The sequence below is a fragment of the Sporomusa acidovorans genome, from assembly GCF_900101845.1.
Classification (GTDB): Bacteria; Bacillota; Negativicutes; order Sporomusales; family Sporomusaceae; genus Sporomusa; species Sporomusa acidovorans.
Window position 1 is genome coordinate 1 of record NZ_FNAM01000013.1, and the last position, 21,571, is coordinate 21,571.

General features: G+C 43.4%; 25 protein-coding genes. 8 read left to right on the forward strand and 17 right to left on the reverse strand.

What is annotated here, in order from left to right; genetic code table 11:
- Positions 1–341: 341 nt before the first annotated feature.
- Together BLR65_RS10680 and BLR65_RS10685 are read right to left on the reverse strand one after the other, a co-directional pair.
- Positions 342–947 carry a cysteine hydrolase family protein gene (locus BLR65_RS10680; protein WP_093794182.1) on the reverse strand — a complete coding sequence of 202 codons (606 nt, stop codon included), beginning with the start codon at positions 945–947 and terminating at the stop codon, positions 342–344.
- Between the two features lie 282 nt (positions 948–1,229).
- Positions 1,230–2,066, reverse strand: a complete 837-nt coding sequence (locus BLR65_RS10685; protein ID WP_093794183.1) for an MBL fold metallo-hydrolase — start codon at positions 2,064–2,066, stop codon at positions 1,230–1,232.
- Positions 2,067–2,437: 371 nt separating this feature from the next.
- On the opposite strand from BLR65_RS10685, the gene BLR65_RS10690 reads away from it, so the two are divergent.
- Complete coding sequence (locus BLR65_RS10690; RefSeq protein ID WP_093794184.1) at positions 2,438–3,871, forward strand: cysteine desulfurase; 1,434 nt, start codon at positions 2,438–2,440, stop codon at positions 3,869–3,871.
- 21 nt (positions 3,872–3,892) lie between these two features.
- The gene (locus tag BLR65_RS10695) at positions 3,893–5,320 is read left to right on the forward strand and encodes a family 2B encapsulin nanocompartment shell protein (protein WP_093794185.1); all 1,428 of its coding nucleotides are present in this window, start codon (positions 3,893–3,895) and stop codon (positions 5,318–5,320) included.
- A gap of 36 nt (positions 5,321–5,356) precedes the next feature.
- Here BLR65_RS10695 and BLR65_RS29710 read toward each other — a convergent pair whose 3' ends face one another.
- Entirely contained in the window at positions 5,357–5,500 is a 144-nt protein-coding gene (locus BLR65_RS29710; protein ID WP_176772729.1) for a hypothetical protein, read from the reverse strand.
- Positions 5,501–5,542: 42 nt separating this feature from the next.
- On the opposite strand from BLR65_RS29710, the gene BLR65_RS29715 reads away from it, so the two are divergent.
- From BLR65_RS29715 to BLR65_RS30865, 5 genes are all read left to right on the forward strand, one after another.
- A complete protein-coding gene (locus BLR65_RS29715; RefSeq protein WP_169716723.1) occupies positions 5,543–5,764 on the forward strand; it encodes a hypothetical protein in 222 nt (73 codons plus the stop codon).
- A 383-nt stretch (positions 5,765–6,147) separates the two neighbouring features.
- Positions 6,148–6,726 (forward strand): DUF3793 family protein, encoded by a 579-nt coding sequence (locus BLR65_RS10705; protein WP_093794186.1) that lies wholly within the window; start codon positions 6,148–6,150, stop codon positions 6,724–6,726.
- A gap of 91 nt (positions 6,727–6,817) precedes the next feature.
- Positions 6,818–7,243, forward strand: coding sequence for a flavodoxin (locus BLR65_RS10710; RefSeq protein ID WP_093794187.1), 426 nt, complete (start codon positions 6,818–6,820; stop codon positions 7,241–7,243).
- Positions 7,244–7,573: 330 nt separating this feature from the next.
- A complete protein-coding gene (locus BLR65_RS30860; protein WP_245692694.1) occupies positions 7,574–7,981 on the forward strand; it encodes an MFS transporter in 408 nt (135 codons plus the stop codon).
- On the forward strand, positions 7,981–8,295 hold the full coding sequence (locus BLR65_RS30865) for an MFS transporter (protein WP_245692695.1): 315 nt from the start codon (positions 7,981–7,983) through the stop codon (positions 8,293–8,295). Before BLR65_RS30860 ends, BLR65_RS30865 begins: the two co-directional genes overlap by 1 nt.
- A 22-nt stretch (positions 8,296–8,317) precedes the next feature.
- On the opposite strand, the gene BLR65_RS10720 is transcribed toward BLR65_RS30865, so the two are convergent.
- From BLR65_RS10720 to BLR65_RS10755, 8 genes are all read right to left on the reverse strand, one after another.
- A complete protein-coding gene (locus BLR65_RS10720; protein WP_093794188.1) occupies positions 8,318–8,803 on the reverse strand; it encodes a QueT transporter family protein in 486 nt (161 codons plus the stop codon).
- A 201-nt stretch (positions 8,804–9,004) separates the two neighbouring features.
- A complete protein-coding gene (locus BLR65_RS10725) occupies positions 9,005–9,694 on the reverse strand; it encodes a FadR/GntR family transcriptional regulator (protein ID WP_245692696.1) in 690 nt (229 codons plus the stop codon).
- A gap of 136 nt (positions 9,695–9,830) precedes the next feature.
- On the reverse strand, positions 9,831–10,427 hold the full coding sequence (locus tag BLR65_RS10730; protein WP_093794189.1) for a DUF1847 domain-containing protein: 597 nt from the start codon (positions 10,425–10,427) through the stop codon (positions 9,831–9,833).
- 157 nt (positions 10,428–10,584) lie between these two features.
- Positions 10,585–10,773, reverse strand: a complete 189-nt coding sequence (locus BLR65_RS30440) for a hypothetical protein (protein WP_093794190.1) — start codon at positions 10,771–10,773, stop codon at positions 10,585–10,587.
- 38 nt (positions 10,774–10,811) lie between these two features.
- Positions 10,812–11,810, reverse strand: a complete 999-nt coding sequence (locus tag BLR65_RS10740) for a M14 family metallopeptidase (protein ID WP_093794191.1) — start codon at positions 11,808–11,810, stop codon at positions 10,812–10,814.
- Positions 11,807–13,306, reverse strand: coding sequence for a tripartite tricarboxylate transporter permease (locus tag BLR65_RS10745; protein WP_093794192.1), 1,500 nt, complete (start codon positions 13,304–13,306; stop codon positions 11,807–11,809). Before BLR65_RS10745 ends, BLR65_RS10740 begins: the two co-directional genes overlap by 4 nt.
- A 16-nt stretch (positions 13,307–13,322) precedes the next feature.
- Positions 13,323–13,784 (reverse strand): tripartite tricarboxylate transporter TctB family protein, encoded by a 462-nt coding sequence (locus BLR65_RS10750; RefSeq protein WP_093794193.1) that lies wholly within the window; start codon positions 13,782–13,784, stop codon positions 13,323–13,325.
- Positions 13,781–14,779: a Bug family tripartite tricarboxylate transporter substrate binding protein gene (locus BLR65_RS10755; RefSeq protein ID WP_093794194.1), complete on the reverse strand. Its 999-nt coding sequence runs from the start codon at positions 14,777–14,779 to the stop codon at positions 13,781–13,783. The genes BLR65_RS10750 and BLR65_RS10755 overlap by 4 nt, the downstream gene beginning before the upstream one ends.
- A 774-nt stretch (positions 14,780–15,553) precedes the next feature.
- Here BLR65_RS10755 and BLR65_RS29720 point away from each other — a divergent pair.
- A complete protein-coding gene (locus BLR65_RS29720) occupies positions 15,554–16,096 on the forward strand; it encodes a hypothetical protein (protein ID WP_176772730.1) in 543 nt (180 codons plus the stop codon).
- A gap of 81 nt (positions 16,097–16,177) precedes the next feature.
- Here the strand turns inward: BLR65_RS29720 and BLR65_RS10770 are convergent, their stop codons facing one another.
- The 6 genes from BLR65_RS10770 to BLR65_RS10795 all read right to left on the reverse strand — a co-directional run bounded on the left by BLR65_RS10770 (position 16,178) and on the right by BLR65_RS10795 (position 21,522).
- Entirely contained in the window at positions 16,178–16,504 is a 327-nt protein-coding gene (locus BLR65_RS10770; protein WP_093794195.1) for a DMT family transporter, read from the reverse strand.
- Positions 16,505–16,834: 330 nt separating this feature from the next.
- Complete coding sequence (locus BLR65_RS10775) at positions 16,835–17,320, reverse strand: WG repeat-containing protein (protein ID WP_093794196.1); 486 nt, start codon at positions 17,318–17,320, stop codon at positions 16,835–16,837.
- A 284-nt stretch (positions 17,321–17,604) separates the two neighbouring features.
- Complete coding sequence (locus BLR65_RS10780) at positions 17,605–18,213, reverse strand: glycerol-3-phosphate responsive antiterminator (RefSeq protein ID WP_093794197.1); 609 nt, start codon at positions 18,211–18,213, stop codon at positions 17,605–17,607.
- An 83-nt stretch (positions 18,214–18,296) separates the two neighbouring features.
- Positions 18,297–19,106, reverse strand: a complete 810-nt coding sequence (locus BLR65_RS10785; RefSeq protein ID WP_093794198.1) for a Cof-type HAD-IIB family hydrolase — start codon at positions 19,104–19,106, stop codon at positions 18,297–18,299.
- Between the two features lie 101 nt (positions 19,107–19,207).
- Positions 19,208–20,401 carry an anaerobic glycerol-3-phosphate dehydrogenase subunit C gene (locus BLR65_RS10790; RefSeq protein ID WP_169716724.1) on the reverse strand — a complete coding sequence of 398 codons (1,194 nt, stop codon included), beginning with the start codon at positions 20,399–20,401 and terminating at the stop codon, positions 19,208–19,210.
- Entirely contained in the window at positions 20,398–21,522 is a 1,125-nt protein-coding gene (locus BLR65_RS10795) for an FAD-binding protein (RefSeq protein ID WP_093794200.1), read from the reverse strand. The genes BLR65_RS10790 and BLR65_RS10795 overlap by 4 nt, the downstream gene beginning before the upstream one ends.
- Positions 21,523–21,571 lie beyond the last annotated feature (49 nt).

Consider the following 21,571-nt stretch of genomic DNA (forward strand, 5'->3'; position numbering starts at 1 on the left):
AATTCTATTCGTTCGTTCAAGGTTCATCACCATGATATCGATGAAAATTATATATTTCTATCAAGACCCAGTGGCGGGGAGGGGGAAAGTATATCTAAAATGGGGGAAATCCTGCAATTATACGGTTGCATCAACAGTAGCAACGCAGTTAAATGAGTCATTCTCCAGGAAAAAGACAAAAAAATGAGGATACAGCCGATTGAAAATCCATAGCCAAATTAGCCGCGATTTCCTTCTTCTGGGCAATCAAAAATTTTGCGCGTAGATAGTTTTGTCGCTCAACTGGCAGTCAGCTGCTGCTAGTTGAGCCTTTTTGCGCGCAAAACTTCCGATTGAACCCTTCAAGAACAGCCCCTTAACTCGGATGTATTGCCTGTTAGCATTTTCTTTAACTCATATGTAGAGATAACTTGACAGTACTCCTTATCAAGGTTTGCTAGAGTCATGGCATGCACTTCATCGGCTGTGCGGATTTGCCCGCTGTAGTCAAGTTTAGCATAAGTAAAGCAGGCATCTTCTATTAAATACGTTGCAAATCCCAAATTACCCGACATTCTAACACTTGCATCTACAGAATTGTTTGTAATTACACCAAAAATTACTACGAAGGATATATTTCGTTCTTTTAGCTTTAGTTCCAAACCTGTTCCTATAAAAGCATTATTCACATGTTTAACGACAATATGCTCTCCTTTTAAAGGCGTGACACATTCCTTAAAATCACAGCCCACCTGGCCGGGGCGATATGTGGAATTAGGTTCAGTTGATTCATGTTTAACATGAAAAATATGTCGTCCTGACTCTCGCCATAAGCTTAAAATTTCTGCCATGTTTTTTTCAGCATTAAGATTATTTCGTACTCCATATTGTGACCAGAACGGATTATCAATAGCTTTTTGCACATCAATAATAATTAAGGCGCTTTCTTTGGGTAATTTTTTAGTCATTAGATGTTTTTCTCCTTTTTACAGGAAGTGTATATTTGATGATTTAGGTATTTTTACGGAGACTCATTGTTAATACCATAGTTACACCATCCCCGGATTACTGGGTTTAGCGCATAGATTATCCCCCCTGATCATTGCTTCTGAGTCATGGCTGTTTTCTGACTCATCTTACAAAAAAACTCATATACCCTCCCCCAGTATTAATAAGACAAAAGTAAATTTTTGTACCCTACGTGATAAGCCCGTTGCTCGCTCAATTTGGCGTATAGACACTCCAGCGTCTTATTTAAATTCTACGACGAGTCCAACACCAACTTCCTTAATAGTAAAGCTTCTTGATAACTCGATCTTTGATTTTAAATCTGTACAATGGCAAGGATATAATTCCTTTATTTGATTGCCAGTTAAATATTCACAAGTCTTTTTTAGCAACTCTTCGTCTGGATTGAGCAAGTGAAAACCACCGATGATAGCAGCAATTCTCTCATCATTACAAACTCTCTTTGCCTGTTCTACAATATTACATATTCCAGAATGTGAGCATCCCGTAATGATTACTAATCCTTCTGATGACTTATATGCCAACGCAGAGTCATCCATTAAAAAATCATCTTTTACAAAATCGTGATCATGCCATTTTCCTATGGGAACCTTATTTTCAAAGTCATTTTTTCTTTCAATTTGTCCGAGAAAGACCAGTTTCTCCGTTAACCATACCTCAGATTGGCTAAGCACCAGTTGAAAATGCTTCTTTAATTGTTCCTCTTTGAGTAATGAGCCTATACATTCCTTGTCAATATATTTATCCGAAAATGTCTCCGGATGTGCTATAAGTTTTGGTTTATCATGTTTACTAGATTCCGCCCAAGTTTCTATATAGTGTTTAACTAAATAAAATAGCCCGCCAGTATGGTCATTATGTCCGTGGGAAATCACAACTGCATGAATATCGTCCAAGCTAATCTTCATTCTATTAGCATTTTTAAAAAATACATCGGAATACCCTACATCAAATAAAAGTTTTACATCTCCTTCTTCAATAAAGTACGATACTCCCGGTTCGCCATAGAAATAGCGGTCAATCAGTGTATTATTATCAACAAGTACTGTTATCCTCATCGCTTACTCCCCTTACGATCTTGAATTTAATTAGAGCACTCATTAGTAATATCTGCAAAAAACTAAGTTAGCTGTTTAAAAATACAGCCGTTTTAAAATCTATCCTTTATCAAATCTAATTACCAATTAATACTTTATTTACCAATAAAATAGAAAAGTCCTGCAATAATGAAAAACAGCTCAAATTATTGAGCTGCTTTTTTCTGCTCTCATCCCTCTTCCGGCCTCAGTGGAGAAATGGAGTGATGAGCAGAAATGCACCAAATAACTGCCAGAGTCATACTATGAAAATGTAGAGTTGCTAGGAGGAAAACCAATCATATTTACAGGTTACCGCTCGGCCAGCTCTAGCATTGGAGGTGTTCTTCTACATGAGTAACGAGAACCGCTTCGCATCCGCCGGCGGTTTCCTGAAACAATTTATATCGCACAACCAGGCTGAACAGACGCCTGCGTGGTTACCTGACTCTTTCCAAACCGGAGCTTTATATTTAGCAAATTTGAGTACAGGGCTCACTGATCTAACTGATGGTCAATCCGACAATTACTATTTTCTTACTGCAAATTGCAGTAACCCGGAGCTGCCAACAATGGAGAACTGGGATATCCAGTCCATCCGCCGGGATTTTCCCGCCCTACAGCAAATGGTAAATGGTCGGCCGCTCATCTGGCTGGATAATGCTGCGACAACCCACAAGCCGCAATGCGTAATCGCAGCGGTAGCTAACTTTTACGCCAAAGACAATTCAAATGTCCATCGAGGCGCACATACTTTAGCCAAACGCGCCACCGACGCCTATGAAGGAGCCCGGGAAAAAATCCAACGCTTTATAGGTGCGGAATCGGCTGAGGAAATCATTTTTGTCCGGGGGGCTACTGAAGCCATCAATCTTGTTGCCCAAAGCTATGGACGCATGGTGGTCCGGCCGGGCGACGAGATTATTCTCAGCAATCTTGAACATCATGCGAACATTGTGCCCTGGCAGCAGTTGTGTGATGAAAAAGGCGCCTCACTGAAGGTGATTCCGTTGAACGATAACGGCGAAATCATTTTGGAGGAGTATACGAAGCTGCTAAATTCTAAAACTCGTCTAGTGGCAATTTCCCATGTATCCAACTCTCTGGGAACGGTTGTCCCGATCAAGGTTATGATTGACATGGCTCACGTTCTAGGCGTACCCGTCCTCGTAGACGGTGCGCAAGGTATTCCGCACTTTAAAGTTGACGTCAAAAGTCTCGATGTCGACTTTTACGCTTTTTCCGGCCATAAGTTATTTGGCCCCACAGGTATTGGCATCTTGTACGCCAAAAAGACTTTGCTGGAAAGCATGCCACCGTGGCAAGGAGGCGGCAATATGATCAAGACAGTTACTTTTGAACAGACCACGTATAACTCGCCGCCAAATAAATTTGAGGCTGGTACTGGTCATATTGCCGGCGCTGTCGGTCTTGGAGCTGCCGTCGATTATCTCACCCGTCTCGGTCCCGAGCAGGTCGAAATATATGAACAAAAGCTGATGGCCTACGCCCGCAATGCGTTAAGTACCATCCCTCAATTGCGCCAAGTTGGTACTTCTGCTCATAAGGCCGGGGTATTATCCTTTGTGATTCCCGGCGTCTCTTCGGAAAGACTTGGCGAATACCTCGACCATCAAGGAATCGCTGTACGTGTTGGACACCACTGTTCCCAACCGTCACTTCGCCACTTTGGCCTAGATAGCACTATCCGCTCATCACTTGCTTTATATAATACTTTTACTGAAATCGACCAACTGGTTTTAGCCGTTGAAAAATACTTGTGTTAACTTACAAGGAGGAATTAAAGAATGGATAATGATTTTCTAAGAAATCATAACAGCGTAACTACTCAGGCTGCGCGAAATTTAGCAACCACGACAAAGTCTCTGCTAATGATGGAAGAGATTACTCCCCGCTGGATACTGCAATTTCTTCCCTGGGTGAATGTCACTGCGGGAACTTACAGGGTAAATCGCATCAAGGTTCTGTTTAAAGGGGAGGGAAAGATAAGCATCACTGAGCGGGACGGCCGACTTCTCGTCGAACCCGATCAATTACGCCAGATTTCACTGTTTTATGGCACAACTGCTGAAGAACTTTCGCTGCTTGCTGATAGTTTTATTGTCGAACAATATCATAAAGATCAGGTTATTGTTAGCGAAGGAGATTCGGCAAATAAACTTTATATTGTTGCCAAAGGCGTAGTCGAAGCAACTACTCTGGGTGAGCGTGAACAGAAGGTTCAGATAGGTATATTATCCAGTGGCGACTACTTTGGTGAATTCGCCTTGTTAGAGAATAAACCTTACAATGCCACCATCACCGCTTTGTCCGCCAGTAGTATATTGACCATAGATTGCGACAAATTCAACTCCCTGCTCAACAAATATCCGGAATTAAGGAAGCGCCTGGAACAAAATCGCCGGAGTCGAGACGAATGGAGCGTCAAAACAAACGAGTATGGCGAACACAAGATAAGTATCCAGGCTGGACACGAAGGTGAATACGAACTTCCGGAAACATTTGTAGACTATATAGAGCAGCCGCGTGAATATCCCTTGAGCATCGTTCAAACCGTAATCAAAGTCCATACCCGCGTCACCGACCTATATAATGACCCAATCAACCAGCTAGAGGAACAGGTACGGCTGACCGTTGAAGCAATAAAAGAAAAGCAAGAATGGGAGCTCATCAATAATAAGAAATTCGGCTTGCTTCACTCAGTAGCCCCGTCAATGCGCTTACAACCTCGCTATGGTCCGCCAACCCCCGACGATATGGATGAACTTCTGTCACGGGTTTGGAAAAAGCCCGCTATATTTCTGGCCCACCCCAAAGCAATCGCTGCATTTGGGCGTGAATGTACCAAACGTGGCGTTCCCCCAGTAACCGTAACTATTCAGGGATCACCCTTCTTGACCTGGCGTGGCGTTCCCATTGTTCCCTGCAATAAAATGCTGGTCGACGGAAAATCGAAATGCAATGGCAATACGGGTTCAACTAAAATATTGCTAATGCGTCTGGGAGAAAAGGAACAAGGTGTCATTGGCTTGCACCAGCTAGGTATTCCGGATGAGATCATGCCCAGTTTATCGATGCGCATGATGGGTATAGACAACAAAGCGTTAGCCTCCTATCTGCTTACCCTGTATTTTTCTGCGGCGGTTTTGACAGACGACGCACTTGCCTGCCTCGAGAATGTGGAAGTAGGATTTTACCATAACTACCCAATATAACACGGACGCATAAGACAAGAGGACGAAGGTTCCGTCCTAAAGACATTTCCTCCGTCCCTGTCTTGCGGCAATTCCAAAATTTCCGCCACCCGCTCCCCACAACGCCCAGAACAGTTCTGTATTGCAATCCTGATTTGCAATCAGCTGGTTTCCCCCGGCATCGACCGTTTCAGCCTCCATAACACTTCCGTAGTCAGGCCCAAATAACGGGCGAATAAACCTATGCCGCCTCCCAAAACCAGTCCGGCTATGGCTACCGTTGGACAAGTTCTCCCATGGAAATATAATCGTATTGGTAGAGCATTTCGTACAGCAAATCTCATTGAAGACAACGATACCATTGCCTTGTTAGACGGCAGCACTACCGAACATGTGGTTGTTTGCGATCACGGAATGCCTGATGAATGGATACATGATATTGATCCAGAAAGTTGCAATGGGTGATTGCAACGTAATAAGCCAGCAGCTTCATCAACCGGATTTTCAACAAATACAATCGCTTATCCTGATTACCCAGTGAATAGTTTATGCACTATTACTTTATTGGGAACAAGGCGGAGGATGGCAGTATTGTCTTATGAGAAGACGATACTGCCATCCTCCGCTTTATCATCCCATTTCGACATAGACACGCCTCCTCGGCAGGATGAGGCTTAGATTCATTATCCATTTTAGGTTTGGTTGGCAAACCCTGATTATCTGTTTCTCATCAAAAAGATAATCATTGACAGAAAAATATGGATGTAGTAAAGTATTATTACAGAGAATGATTATCATTATCATTATATTCGTTGGATTTACGTTTAAACAGGGAAGGAGTTGGTCTCATGTTTGCGGAGGAAAGTCTGCCTTTAGCTCGATGGCTGGCCTTGGAACTTGCGCCTACCATTTTAGGCAACAAACCCGCCACCATCCTATGTCTGCGTAATTATAAATTTTGTAATCTCTTGAATTTATGGCATAGCTATAAAACCACGTTATTTAAAAATACCACACTGGAATATATCGTGCTGCGCACAACAAAAGATACTGAAATTATCTTGTTTTATCGCCGTCAGCTTGTGAAAAAATGCTTACGACGGCGCTGCTGCTATGAATTTCTGGCTCGCCGCGGTTATCCAGTAACCCAAGGCATCACAGCCGTATTGCAGACCTTGCATAGAAAGTTCCGCCACGGCTGCCCGCATGAAATCGGCATCATTCTCGGCATCCCTTTAAAAGATGTAATTGGTTTTATGGAAATACGTTGTCCACTCAAGATAACCGGTCAATGGAAAGTGTATGGTTGTTCGGAGAATTCTCTGCGACTTATGCGTTGTTACGCTAATGACCGCCTTAGAATGGAAAGACTGTTACCCAATTTGTCTTCCCCTTATGAAGTGTTTACCACACGTAGCATATCTTAAACCAAATGTTAGCAACTGCTTTAAGGATTATGCCAATTTGCAATCGGTATTATTCTTGGCAGTATAAATAAAAGTCCAGGAGGTCTTGTTTATGAAAAAAGTCCGTGTAATTTATTGGAGTGGCACCGGGAATACCGAGAAAATGGCACAGGCAGTAGCCAGTGGTGCAAAAACTGCAGATACGGAAGTTACATTATTATCAGTTGCCGAAGCCACAGCCAAACATGTGGAAGAGGCAGATTACCTGGCGCTGGGTTGCCCTTCCATGGGTAATGAAGAATTAGAAGAAAGTGAAATGGAACCTTTTGTTAACTCTATTGCCTCTTTGGTAAAAAACAAACCTCTCGTACTGTTCGGCTCCTATGGTTGGGGTGACGGCCAGTGGATGAATGATTGGACCCAAAGAATGAAAGACCAAGGAGCCACTCTTGTGGACGACAGTCTCATTATTAATGAAACTCCTGATGACGAAGGTTTGAAAAAATGCCGTACCCTTGGCATGCAGTTGGTTAAATAACAAACTTATCTTCCTCCGCCATCTCAATGCTTGTCATTTTATCTCAGACAGATAATGTACCATGAAAAAATTCACCTCTCATGTATATAGTTTTACTATATGACATAAGAGGTGATTTTTTCTTTCCAGCGCGGCTTCTACCAGCGATTTCCCGGAAGCGATCAAAGTTGGCTCTGAGATACTATTAGCTGATAAGACAAGTAACCCATAATTTTGCTATTTTAGGACTTTATGCTTGCAAATAGCTAGTAATTATTTATACTAAATTATATCGGTTACTACCATTTTCTTTAATCTCGTTAAAAAATTCGAACAAAGCTTGAGGTATTTATGAATACATCCATTGCTGTTTTTTATAACAAACAATTTCAATGCATTGCTCTATCACATGGCAGCACCATCTTAGGTACCAATCTAATTTTGCCTATCTTATCTGTTTTTCTGCAGTATAAAGGCTTCACAGAAACGCAAATCGGATTTATTATCGGAATTACCGCGGCCAGCGCTTTATTGGTTCGTCCCTGGGTGGGCTTAAGTGTAGATACCAAAGGCAGCCGCTGGGCCATTTTAATTGGACAGAGTTTATTTTTCCTTTCAACTTTAGGTTATTTAATAGCCAATCGGTTTGCTTCGTTTTTTGCCTTACGCCTGCTGTATGGAATTGGCCTGGCCTTTTACGGCACCGGTGCAGTTACCTTTGCCAGTAGCATTGGCAGTTTATCGGTATCTCCCCGTTAGTGCTTATCATTGCCGGCGGATTATTCGGCATTGGCTTTGGCGCCGTTTTTCCGTCATTGGTGCTGCTGCTTGTCCAAAAAACAGCGGAAAGCAACCGGGGCACAGCCCTTAGCATACTCACAGCTGCCGGCGACATTGGCAACGCGCTTTCTACAGCCATATTAGGTGTTGTTGCCGAACATTTGGGCTACCCGTTTTTGTTTTCAGCCGTCGCGGTAACTTTGTTTATGGGCACCTACGGATTTTACTTTATCGTAAGCAAAAAAACACCACCGCTTGCCTCAGGAACGGAAAAATCCGCATCGTTATTTTGATCGATCGGATATTCTCCTTTTGTCACTTGCGTTCAAATATTTTCTCACGCTGCTTTTCCAGCAGCAGCAGGAGAGGATACCCCAATGCATAGCACGCTATCGTTTCCCCGATAGCAACCAACACTGTTGTTGGTATTATCGGCAGTTCTGCGGTAAAATACAGCAATATGCCTACGTAGACGGCATTTAAAATGACCGGAGGCAGGGGCACCAGATACTTGTTTAGTATTTTTGCGGTAATACATGCTGCCAGGAGCGTAACCAGTGGTCCCAAAAGGATGTCATAGATTCCTTCTCCGACAAAAAAATTGGCAATGAGGCACCCCGCAAACAGGCCAGGTATCGCAGCGGACGTAAAATACGGCAATATAGTCAGGGCTTCCGCCAGTCTTACTTGAACCTGTCCGGAACTTATCGGCGCAAGGAAGATTGTCAGGGCGGCATACATTGCCGCAATTACAGCGGCCTCGGTAATAAATCGGACTGACTTTAAACGAGTATTATTCATGGTATATTCCTTTCATTTATAGATAAACACTACCTATTAATCATCTCTTCAATTTTATATTAATTTATCTATTAAAGCCATAATTATTAACTCATACCTTATTTAGCAGTAAAATGAACAAATCCTGCAATATTTGCAGGATTTGTCTATAGAAAAGTGTCAGCAGGACAGAGGTATGCCGATCTACCTATGCTAAGCCAATTACGACTTTAATTGTGTTTGTATAACTTTACGCGCCACCGCCAAATGTTCCCGCATTAAATCAACAGCACTTCTGGCGTCCTGTTTCACAATCGCCTGCAAAATTTGCTGATGATAGTTAAGCGCCACTTCATGCCGGCCGGGATTTTTCAGTGAATAATGACGCGAAAGGCGTAATAAATCAGACAAATATCCATTAATTTTTGTAAGAACCAGATTATGGGCAGATTCAATTACGGCATTATGAAACTTTACGGAAGCCACATTCACTTCTTTACCCATATCAATATTGATCTTCATTTCCGTAACAGCCGCCTCCATAGCCTCAATATCATCAGCAGTGCGGCGCTCTGCCGCCAAGTGCACGGCCTGTATTTCAATGGCTTCCCGGGCTTCAAACAAATCCAGCAGTGCCAGCATGGGATCTTCAATCATAAAATCAATATGGTCCAGCACATGCCGCATTTTTATTTTTTTAACAAACACACCTTTGCCGCGAACCTGTTCAACGGCGCCCAAAAATTCCAGTATTTTTAAAGCCTCACGTACCGGAACACGGCTGATGTCATAATACTGAGCCAGTTCACGCTCTGAGGGAAGCACATCTCCCGCCTGTAAACGCCCCTCGCGGATAGCGTCCTTGATATCATCAACAATTTGACGATATAAATTATCACTGGATTTATCCATTGTTTTTTTCGAATGTCGCATAAAAATCTCTTCCACACTAATTTCCTCACATTCAACCAGCTATATTTGTTTGCAGTGTGTCCTGGATTTATTTACCTGACAAGCAATCTTTCTGAGCACTACCAATCAATAAAAATTACGCTCTTGTTTCGCCATCGTCAATTCCCAATTTACGGCGCCAATAGCGGGAATAGACGGCACCAAGCGGATTATGCGCCAGTACCCGGTCTTTGGCCACCAGACAGGATACCGGTGTGGCGGAAGCCCGCTGAAATAAAATATCATGACCGACACACAAGCCAATAGAAAAATTCAGTTCTGTCCTGGCGTCGGCCAGCACCTTAGCCTGTATTTTCGGGTTGCACATCGCTTCGAACTTATCTGCATGAATTTGTTCCAGGTCTAAATGTTTTTTGCTGATACCACATATTTTGCAGCATACCGAATGTACCTCAAAGTACTTCTCAAAATAGGCCGCAATAACCTTGGTTTCCTTGACTAAACCAATACAAAACGCCAGCCCGATTTTTTTTACGCCAAGTTCCTGCGCAAACGCCACGCTCTCTTCCAAACGGCACATTTTCATGTAATTGCGTCCTTCGATACAAGTGGCTGCGGTCATAATCCGCTTGTCCTCTCCGGCATAAATTGCTTTTATATCTTCAGCGTCAAAGCCGGTGCAATTTTTTCCGGCATGATAACAGTCATTATGCTTACACTGTGTACACTTCACATGCGTTTCCTCCTCTAGCCGTATGGCTACTGTGTTCTCAGCAACAACCCGCAATTGTCCCTAGACTCTTTATTGCCAATCTTCCTCAGCGCATACCAAAGACTGGCCTGATTGGAAGTAACCACAGGCTTTTTGAGCTGCATTTCCAAATAGGGAATCACTTCCATTGCTTGTGCGCCTCTTGCTGCAAATCATTCATGGTGTCTATATTGGTAAAATCCTGGTCTTTTTTGATGCGCGTACTATGGATACTCACACACTCCGGTTTATAACGGTTAAAATCAGGCTCCATCACCTGATTCCTGGCTGAAATCAGCAAACCGATTTTATATTTCCAGGCCAGCATGACATCTTCTCCTTGTTATTGCTGGTAGACAGAATCTATTATTTAGTTTCATGCCACTCGCAGCCTACAAAAGCCAGCCGGTCACCGCTTGATACCACAGGATTAAAACAGGTGGCAATCATGAACATATCCTGTTCAGCATGCACATGTCCCACTTCCTTAAAGAAATCATAAATGGTAGCAATAAGGCCGCCTGCCGGAACAAAATCACCCGGCTTTACCGCCATGCGTACTAAGCCGCCATAATCACTGCGCAAAAATTTTCTTTTCGTAATAATCAACTTTTTCTCAGATACGGGCAAATCCTTCGCTATCATGCCCAGTGCCGCCATGACATTTTCAATTCCCTGATAAGCCACTTGGATGGAGGATTCTTCCCAGCGTCCGCCGCCGCCCATTTCTGCCATAAAACAAGGAATATTGTGCTGCATGCACAATATGTCGAGAGCCCCGCTGGTCGTACCCGGAAGCTCGCCGCCGGCTGTTTTTAAATCGACACGGCAATTGGGATAGACCCCAAAAATTTTGGCCAGGCGGAACGCCTCTTCATTTGTCTTGTCATTGGCTTCGGCAACAAGTTTCGATACCGTATAAGGAGTCGCACTAAATAAGTGATTCAAAGTATGAAAATCAATCACATAGCCGGCTTTCTCCTTAAGTTCGCTGAAAATCACATGCGCTACACGTTCCGAATACAGGCCCTGGGGATTTCCCGGAAACTGCTGATCCATATCCAATTGATCCAGCATACTGACCTTGGAGCGTCCCCAAAAAGCAATCGGATTTAAAATAGGAGTGATCACCAGCGTTCCCTGCAACTTGTCCGCAGCCAACTCCCAGAAAAAACGCCGCATAGCCCACAGGCCATTAAGTTCATCGCCATGCACAGCACCGGTCAGCCACAAAGTCGGCCCTGCTTGTTTGCCGCGCAGTACCATAACCGGAATACGAATATCGCTAAAACACGCCAATTCCCCTACTTTGATATAATCGCAGAAACGTTCTCCCGGTTGTATTTCATGATTAAAAATTTTCATGATGCCACCTCATTATTATTTCTGAAATAGTTGATAAGTAACTTGCCTAAAGGCCAAAGGATAAGCAAAAAAGCTATTCCCATCATAACGCCTGACAAAGGACGGGAAAAAAAGCCGGTGAGATCACCGCGGAATAAAACCGCCGACTGACGGAAACTGTCTTCCAGCATAGGACCAAGCACCATGCCCAAAGCCAACGGTGTTGGATCGTACCCGTATTTGCGGAAGAAATACCCCAGGAAACCAAACAATACCAATACGCCAAGATCAAAAATGCTGTTGCGTACCGAAAAAGCACCGATAAAACAGAACACGATGACTAATGGCATCAAATATTTGCCCGGAATACTGGCCACACGGGCAAACAACCCTACCAGCGGTAAATTCAGCACCAGCAGCATAACATTACCGATATACATACTGGCAATCAGACCCCAGAACAATTCAGGATGATCCTGAATCAAAGTCGGCCCGGGGATAACATTATGCAGCATAAAAGCACCAAGCAAAACAGCCGGCAGAGGCGAAAAAGGCACACCCAAAGACAGCAACGGTACCAAAGCTCCACAGGAAGCCGCATTATTAGCCGTTTCCGGTCCGGCAACGCCCTCAATAGCGCCGGTACCGAATTTCTCCGGATGTTTGCTCAGTTTTTTCTCCATCCCGTAGGAAATAAACGTACTGATAATGTTAGCAGGTCCGGGAATCAGCCCAATCAAAAAGCCGCTGATGGTTCCCCGTACAATGGGACCGGCACTGTCCTTAAAATCCTGCTTGGACGGCAAAAGTTCCCGAAATTTCACCTTGAGAACTTCTAAAGGTTTAAATATATCTTCCGTACTGCTCAGTACCTCGGCAATACCGTATAAACCCATAATTACCGGGATAAAATCCAGCCCCTGGACTAACGTCTGACTGCCAAAGGTAAAGCGTTCCATCCCGCCGATGGGGTCCATCCCCACCGTAGCCAAAGCGATACCGAAAAACATCATTATATAGGATTTGATTACCTGTTTGCCGGTCAACCGTGTCAAGAGCAACAAGCCTAATAACGCAATACCAAAATATTCCGGCGGACCAAATTTAAGCGCAGCGCGGGCCAAAGCCGGCGCCATCAGCATAATCAGCACTACCCCTACCGTACCGGCCACAAAAGAACCAATGGCGGCAATCGATAGAGCCGGGCCGGCCTTGCCTTTTTTGGCCATCTGGTTGCCGTCAAGGCAGGTAATAACCGAGGCGGCCTCCCCCGGCACATTAACCAAAATAGACGTCGTAGAGCCGCCATACATAGAACCATAGTAAATACCCGCCAGCAAAATAAGGGCACTGGTTGTATCCATATTAAAGGTCACCGGCAGCAACAGCGACATGGCGCCAACCGGACCAAGGCCGGGCAATACGCCGACCAAAGTCCCCATGACCACTCCCACAAAGCACCATAAAAGATTAGGACCGGCAAGCACAGTGACAAGCCCTTGCATCAAATCTTCCATACTTCATCACTCACTTTCATAAATCCAACATCTCTAAGAACGGTTCCGGCAAGGGCAGTTGTAACACCACTTGAAAAATCAACACGGAAAAAACAACCCCTAACAGGCTAAACCCGGTATTCCTAAGCCAGTCGTTATTTCCCAGCAAACGAGAAGCAACCAGCAAGACCAAAAAAGTGCTGACGGAAAATCCGGTCAATGGAATGAAAATAAAGTATACGACGATAGCAGCCGACACTTTTAAAAGCCGCAGGACAACTGCTTTCTCCAAGGTTTCTCCCCTAGTCTGACTGTTGCGGATTAAGGTAAACAGGGATAGCAATGCCCATAAACCGCCAATGATAGCAGGAAACATCCCCGGTCCCGGTTCTTTTAAACTGCCTGCGGAAAGACTGGCAACACCGCAAAGATAGCCCAGGGCCAATAGCAGATGAATACCGGCGATCATTTTATCCAACCCTAATTTACGCTCTGTCATTTTGGCATCATCCCTAAATCAGAATAAATTTTACCGGTTAAATCGTACCAGTCTTGCAAGTCTTTTTTGGATTTGTCCGTATCACTATAGACAACCTGGTAGCCCATGTTCTTGGCAAAATCACGGAATTGCGCGTCCTCCAGCGTCTTTTGCAGTGCCGCTTGCAATGCCTTAGCTACATTTTCCGGTAAACCATTGGGCGCTACAATATAGTGACTGGCACCACCGGCAACATCAATCCCCTGTTCTTTGGCCGTAGGCACATCTTTAATGGCATCTACACGCGTATCGGCAAATACGGCCAGGATTTTTGCTTCACCGGCCTTATACTGGTTCATGATTTCGCTGACATTAAGAAAGCCAACATCCACATGTCCGCCTAACAAACTGGGAATTAACTGACCGCTTCCCTGAAAGGGAACCGTCGTCAAAGAAATTCCGGCCTTTTGCGAAAAATTAACCCCTGTTAAATGAACTACCGTACCTTCACCCGGAATGCCGGCCGATAATTTACCCGGATTTTGTTTGGCATAATCAACTAATTCTTTGAGCGTATTCCAAGGAGCGTCCCTTTTGACGGCAACGGCCACCCGCAGGGAACCGACTTGTGCCAATGGCGTATATTTACTCAAATCATAAGGCGCTTTTACAACATGCAAGCCGGAAGACAATTCCCCACTTGATCCAAAAAGCAAGGTATAACCATCAGGATTTGCCGAAACGACTTCATTCGTTCCCACCGTACCCGACCCGCCCGGACGATTTACAACGTTAATCGGCTGGTTCAAATAGGTTTTGCCAACCTGCGCAATTTGCCTTGAAACCAAATCACTAACACCGCCGGCAGCAAAAGGCACTACTAACGTAATCGGTTTTGTAGGAAATTGGGCAACTTCTTTCTTCTGCGTTTTACTTGCTGTATTGCACCCCGATATTACCAGGACAAATGACAGCAGCGATACCATTAGGAAAATAGTTCTTTTTTTCATATTCATCGTACATACCCCCTGATTTTTGCAAAATGTTAATACCCCTGCCGTTATATTTGTGATATAGCAGCCATCACCCCCTTTGCAGGTATACTGGTATACCTGTATTTACCTTTAAAATTCTTTTATCACCTTATATCATAATTATCAGCATTAACGCTAGTTCTTTCTTGATCTGCTGTCACAATCAGCATAAAAAAACAAAAGAAGACTTAACTTCTCTTGATAATAAGAGAAATTAGCCTTCAGTTCGTACTGATCAGCTCGTCTTTGCATACAAGCATATGTTATTGTTAATAATTATGTGATGCTTAAAATTATATAAAATGATTATGATACTGTCAAGTGTATTTTTGTTTGAGAATCAGGTAAGTTCAAAACAAAACACGGGTGATTGCCAGTTGTGAGATTGCTATCCTGCAAATATTCTTACTACGGAAGAACCTCACACAAACAGGTAGCTGGTCATAGACAAAGCACCTTTCGTACAGGCAGCATTAAAGATCGTAAGTTGATCTTCTTCTCGTGAGGCCCCTAGTATATACAACAAGGGGTAAAAGTGTATTCGTTCACGCTTTCTGGAAACAGATGATTGGAGAGCTTGGTATCCCTGCTGCGGAAGACTCGGCATCTGAATGCCACATTCAAGCAGCGGATAACTTTCTGCCATTAACAAACCCGCATTGCGCTACATCCAAAAAAGCCTGGATATTTCGGAATACGCATTACTATTAGTGAAATACTAAAATTGATAAACAACTATAAGGAGTTGCTAAAATTATGAGCAATCAGATATTATTTTGGTCTATATTAGTCCTGCCCTGGTTGACTTTGATCTTTATGAAAAAAGAAACTATAAAGCGTTTCATGCCTGTTGCTCTCTTCTCTACGCTTGCCAGTGTATTAGCTGTAGAAGTGGGAGAAAATTTAGGATGGTTTATTTATGAGGCAGCAGCTTCCCCGCTACGAACAGGTTCATATATTATTTTTGGATTAAATCCCGTCATTACTATATGGCTATTTCACTTTATATATGGTAAATTTTGGACATACCTATTAATCGATACGGTTTTAAACTTTGGTTTTATCTATTTATTTCATGTTTATTTTCTAGGCAGTAGAGGGCTTTTTCAGGAGATAGGTATTACTCCTTCGCTAAATGCGTTGATAACTACTATCGTTGGCGTTATGGCATACGGCTATCAGGTGTGGCAAGAAGAAATATTTGCTTGCCCTGAAAAAGCCGGTTTTAAAACCAACCTGCAACCGGCAACAGCGAAGCCATTGCAAAATGAAAAAGAAAATCCACACAATGATAAGTAAAGCCACTATTTTTGGAAAATATTTTTTCAAAATGCACAAGATATAAAAAAATAATTCTTGCGAATAGCGAAGAATTGGCATTTAATGAGCCGGTCCCTTTAAATTAAGAAATATGACACCCATAATAATTAATAGTATACCGATGCCGCTGAATACGGTAAGATGTTCTTTCCAAATAAGAACCCCTATCAATGCCGTTAGCGCTGTTCCCACGCCTGACCAAATGGCATACGCGATACTTAACGGAATGGATGTTAGCGCTTGTGACATTAAATAAAAAGAGGAACTCATTCCGCCAATAAATGCCATGCTGGGAATTAGTTTTGTAAATCCTGCTGATGCCTTCAGCATGGATGTAGCAAAAAGCTCAAGGGTAATTGCTATACCCAAAAGTACATATCCATTCATACTCTTCCTCCCTGGTTAAAGAAATTTGCCATAGGATTTTCTCCATACATAACTTCAAAACTATTATATTCCGCCAAAACGGTAAGGTAAAGATTTCCGGACAAATAAGCCTTCTACATGTTGGCAAGTTATTGTTACGCTTGCGCTTTGTCGCTAATTAGCTTCAAAAAGGGGATATGTAATTTTTGCTTTGGTTTCTTCCAAGCTAGCCAAATAGAACAGTGCAAACAGTCCAACAGCCGTCAGTTCTTTGTAAAATTGCAAAGAGCTGACGGCTGTCTTGCTGCCATTATAGAATCTTTGATGTGGCATTCGCCGAACAGAAAATAATTAATTTTTTAGAACGTTATCTTTTTTGGCGATTATCAATCCATTATAACCATCGTTGACTGTATCGAATTCTACCGGTAGAACAACATTGCCCTGTTTATTATATAAGCCCCATTTGCTGTTAAGTTTTACCGCTGCCAGGTCACCTGGAAATTGCTGAATTTCATCAAAAATAAGCGGCGTGATATTTTTTCCACTCTGATCCAAAAGTCCGTATTTTCCATTTTGTTTTGCATAAATAATTCCATTATTTAATTCTAATTTATTAAATTCAATTGGTACTATTACTTTGTTGTCCCGGTTTATACAGCCATATTTTCCAGCTTTTTTAACTTTACTGATTATCTCCGGCTGGGGAACGGCGGCAATGCCACTAGCGGATTCTGTGGTTACGGCCGGCTCGGAGGCAAAAGCTGCGTTACCACACAACACAGCGATAAAAACTATTACCCCGCTTAGAGCCCGGACTTTACCCCAAAACTTCATATTTTTAAATTCCTTTTTATTATTAAAATCTTATCCAACTAAATTCTATCAAGGCCAGCCGTGCTAACAGCCGTCTAAAGCAAGTTGCTCACAGGATAATTTTAGCTAACTTCACAGGAAAGCTGCTTGACCTCTAGGGTTCAAGCTCTGTCCTATTTCCATATTATATATTCTTCGGTAAATAGGGGATTCCCTGTAAAATGAAAAGTAAAGAAGCCGGTCAAAGGTTGCTCCACTCCTTTTAACCAGCTCTTTCACTTATTAGCCCAGTATTTATTTTACAATTAGGATAGACGTTCTGTTGTCGACTTTGCAATTGAGAAATTCCATAGGCTGGGAGTGCTTGTATCGGCGCCCACTGCTCCTGCTTTAAGAATTTGTTTTACATCCTGAATGTTTTTGATTAAACCTGCAGCAATGATTGGTTGCTGAAAATGCCTTCTGACTTCTTCATACACCTTTAATACTGCCGCCCCTGGCATAATTTCGATAAAATCCGGTTTAGACTGACGTAAAGCATTGATTCCACTGACCACAGAAGGTGTATCATGTGCAAAAATCCGCTGGGCTGTCAATAAACCTTCCTTGTGGCCTGACGCTACTAGCTGTCCGTTCGGGGTGACAATCCCGTCTACATCCAGCTTTTCTTTTAAATATCGTATGGTAACCTTATCCCTTGCCATACCACCAATCATATCGACATGAACCAGCACCAGTTTATTATGCTTTCTTAAAGATTGGCTTATTTCGCCAATGTTAAATATATCGCCTGATGAAATCATTACAATCCGGACACTGCTATTAATAGCGGTAGTAATCATCTCTGGTTTTTGGAGAGAAGCAATAATCGGGCATTCCCGTAATGCGGCCAAGACCTTCTCTTGAGAAAGCATAGTTACTCTTCCCTTCTCCAATCAACTTATTTTTTTATCTTCGATAATAATTAAGAATAATCCTGCAATTTAAAAAGCATATATCAATTTAAAATATACTTTTCAATTACGTCGGCTACACCATCATCATCATTAGTGCCTGTTACTAGCTGAGCAGCCTCTTTTACAGTTGATGGGGCATTGCCAACAGCTACCCCCCAACCGGCATAGAGCATCATTGGAATATCGTTATTGCCATTACCAAAGGCTATAATCTCTTCCCGGTCGAATCGCAGCTTATCAGCAATAAACTGCAAGGCAGTCCCCTTATTTACCGCGAGGTTGGTAATTTCCAAATAATTGGGCTTGGATTCGGCAATAGACAGGCTATTTTCTAGCCGGCTTTGAAGTACTTCCAGCATCTCGGATATTTTTGTCGGCTCCGCAATGGCCAACAACTTCGTCGGCGCCTTCTCCATAGCATATAAATGATCTCCCACCGCTATCGGCTTTGCTCCCGTAATTTCAGCGTATAACTTTGCATGCTTATCCATGTCCCGCACATACAATTCATCATCTATATAACTTTGAATATACCACTGCCGTTCCCGGCAAACTTTCAAAACCTGCGCAGCCGTTTGCGGATTAATCGGTAAATGAAAAAGTACTTTGCCTGAAGGATAATCGCTAACCATTGCTCCATTGTAAGTAATTAGCGGCATATCCAGTTCAAGCTGACTGGCAAAAGGGATTGTCGAACAATACATACGGCCGGTAGCCAAGGTTACTTTAATCCCGCAGCCTACTGCTTGGCGGATTGCTTGCTGAGTCCGCTGCGAAATAGCTATATGATTATTCAATAAGGTATCATCCAGATCAAAGACCATTAGTTTTATGCCTGCTTTTTTAAACATAATACCCTCCTCGCCTGCACCTCATTATCCAAAGCACTTCATGTTATATACAACGGCCAATCAGGCGGAGTATACTCTCCGCCTGATTGCAAATCTGTATCTTATCGGCAAAAGATTTGAGCAAATATCTCAACCGGATGAAATGTTTGCTGCTTAGTTCCCTGCTCAATCTGTAAGCGGCAGGTAGCGCACTCCGTAATGACCTGGTCGGGATTACATTCATTAATGCTAGCAAACAAGGCCTGACCAATCTTCATCGAAATATCATATTTCTCATTTTTAAATCCATAAGTTCCCGACATTCCGCAACAGCCATTATCTACATCAACAATTTCCAGACCGGGGATACACTGCAGTAGTTTAACCCAGGGCTTCCCGATGCCTTGTGCTTTAAGATGACAGGGTGCGTGATAGGCTAATCTGCGAGAACTAGTAATTGGTTTTTGCTCCAGTTTCCCCTCCGCCTGCAAGTCTAACAAAAGTTCACCCAAATCGTAGGTATTGGCCGCTATCAACTGGGCCACTTTCACAAGCTCTTCATCCTCGCTGACTAGACCTACATACCGGGATTTAAGCGTATGACCGCAACTTGTGCAAGCGGTAATGATCTTACATCCATCCATCACAGCAGCTTTCATTGCCAGAATGTTGTTGCGAGCATCGGCTATTGCTTCCGCTTTATCATTAACAGCCGGCAGGCCGCAACAGCCTGTTTGCGCAATTTCCACTGTATATCCTGCCTTTTCGAGAACTTTTACCGTGGCCACGCCTACTTCGGGTTGGTTATATTTGATGTAACAACCCGGAAAGAAAAGTACCGGTTCCTTTTGCCGGTTCTGCCGTTTCATTGCCGATCCTGTCAGCGTTTTCGATGAATAGGCTGGCAGTTTACGTTTGGCGCTAATCCCCCCCAAAGGCATAAACGGAGTTACCGCTTTGAGAACACAGTTAGTAACCGGCGTTATAAATGTACTCATTTTTCCCAGCAAAGCGGGGCGGGCAAAGAAATAGTCGCGAATTTTTTTTACTCCCCCTTTTTTTTGCCGCGCCTTGGCTTCGGCAATATACTCTGCCACATGAACCTGATTAGGGCAATTTAATTCGCACTGACCGCATCCCAGACAATAATCGACCCACTCCATATCACAATCTATGCCTTCCTGGCGGAAGCGCTCGATATCCGAGCCCAGCTTTTTGGGGCCGGGGTAATCAGGACAGACTTCTAACAAGGGGCATACGGTATTACAGTAAGAACATTTGAGACAGCAATCCAGATTTAGGTTTTCTTTTTTCATCCTATATTGTCCCCCCCCGCTGCCAGCACTCCTGCGCGGTAACCTGTCCATATCGCCAAAGCATTCCCATTTTTACAGTCAGAGGTCTCTAACATATCACCTGCGCCATATATATTTGCCGCAAATGGGATGTTTTGCTCATTCAATAACTGCATAGATTCATTTACTAAACAATCATCCTGCAGGAATGTTTCCGTTTTTTGACTTGGTGTTCTTATAGCCAAGCTACTCTTATTGATTCTACCGGTGGCAACGATAATGCTCCCGACTTTAATCACACGGTTCCGGCCAGGCGTATCCACAAATGCCGCTGTACAAATTCCATCTTCTACCTGGAGGGCTTGTACCGGATAACCGGAAATAATTTCTACACCGGATTGTTTCAGGTATTTCTGCATAGCGTGCAGAACCCGCAGACCTACCATGGAAGGCGGCAGTGTAATCAATTCTCCTACAGAACACCCAATTTGCCGGGCAAGTCCGTTGAATTCCCCTGAGCCCATTGTCATTCCGAAAATCGCCGGCAACAGCAGCAAGTCCTGGTTTTTGACCAGCGGTTTAAGCAGCTCAGCCAGTTGCGCCTGTCTTTGCTTATCTTCCAGATGGTTAGCTACTTCCAAGCTGGTAAAGAAACCATTTCGCACCCAAGGAATTTCGATAGTAGCAGTTCTGTAGGTTACTTGCAGACCTATTTGCTTTACAGATGAAGTAAGCAGTTCGGCGGTCAGTCCCGCACTAAAGCCGCTCAACCCGCGAATTCCCACAATCATGACTTTACTGCCGTTGACCGGCCTGCCGGCCCAAAGAGAGAAAGGAGCCAATGCTATCTCTTGAAGTCCCCCTATAATATCAGGAATGAATGTACTCCCTGTAAAAGCGCCCTTATATTCGCATTCGGCGGCAATTGTTATGTCCTTAAAAAAATCCAGGGCTTCCTGAAGATAGGGCTGTTCCTTATTCATTCCCCGGATACTTACTGTAGCACCACTTAAGGCAAAAGTACCGGGGCCGCTGGTTACTAAAATTACCTGTGCGCCATTTTTCATTGCCGCTAAAGCGGCAGTGATTCCCGCCAAACCGCCACCAATAACGAGAACCGTCTTATTTGGAGCATTATCCATTTTTATCACCTGGCCTACTCGGTTTCGAATTACTGTTTTCCCGATAAAT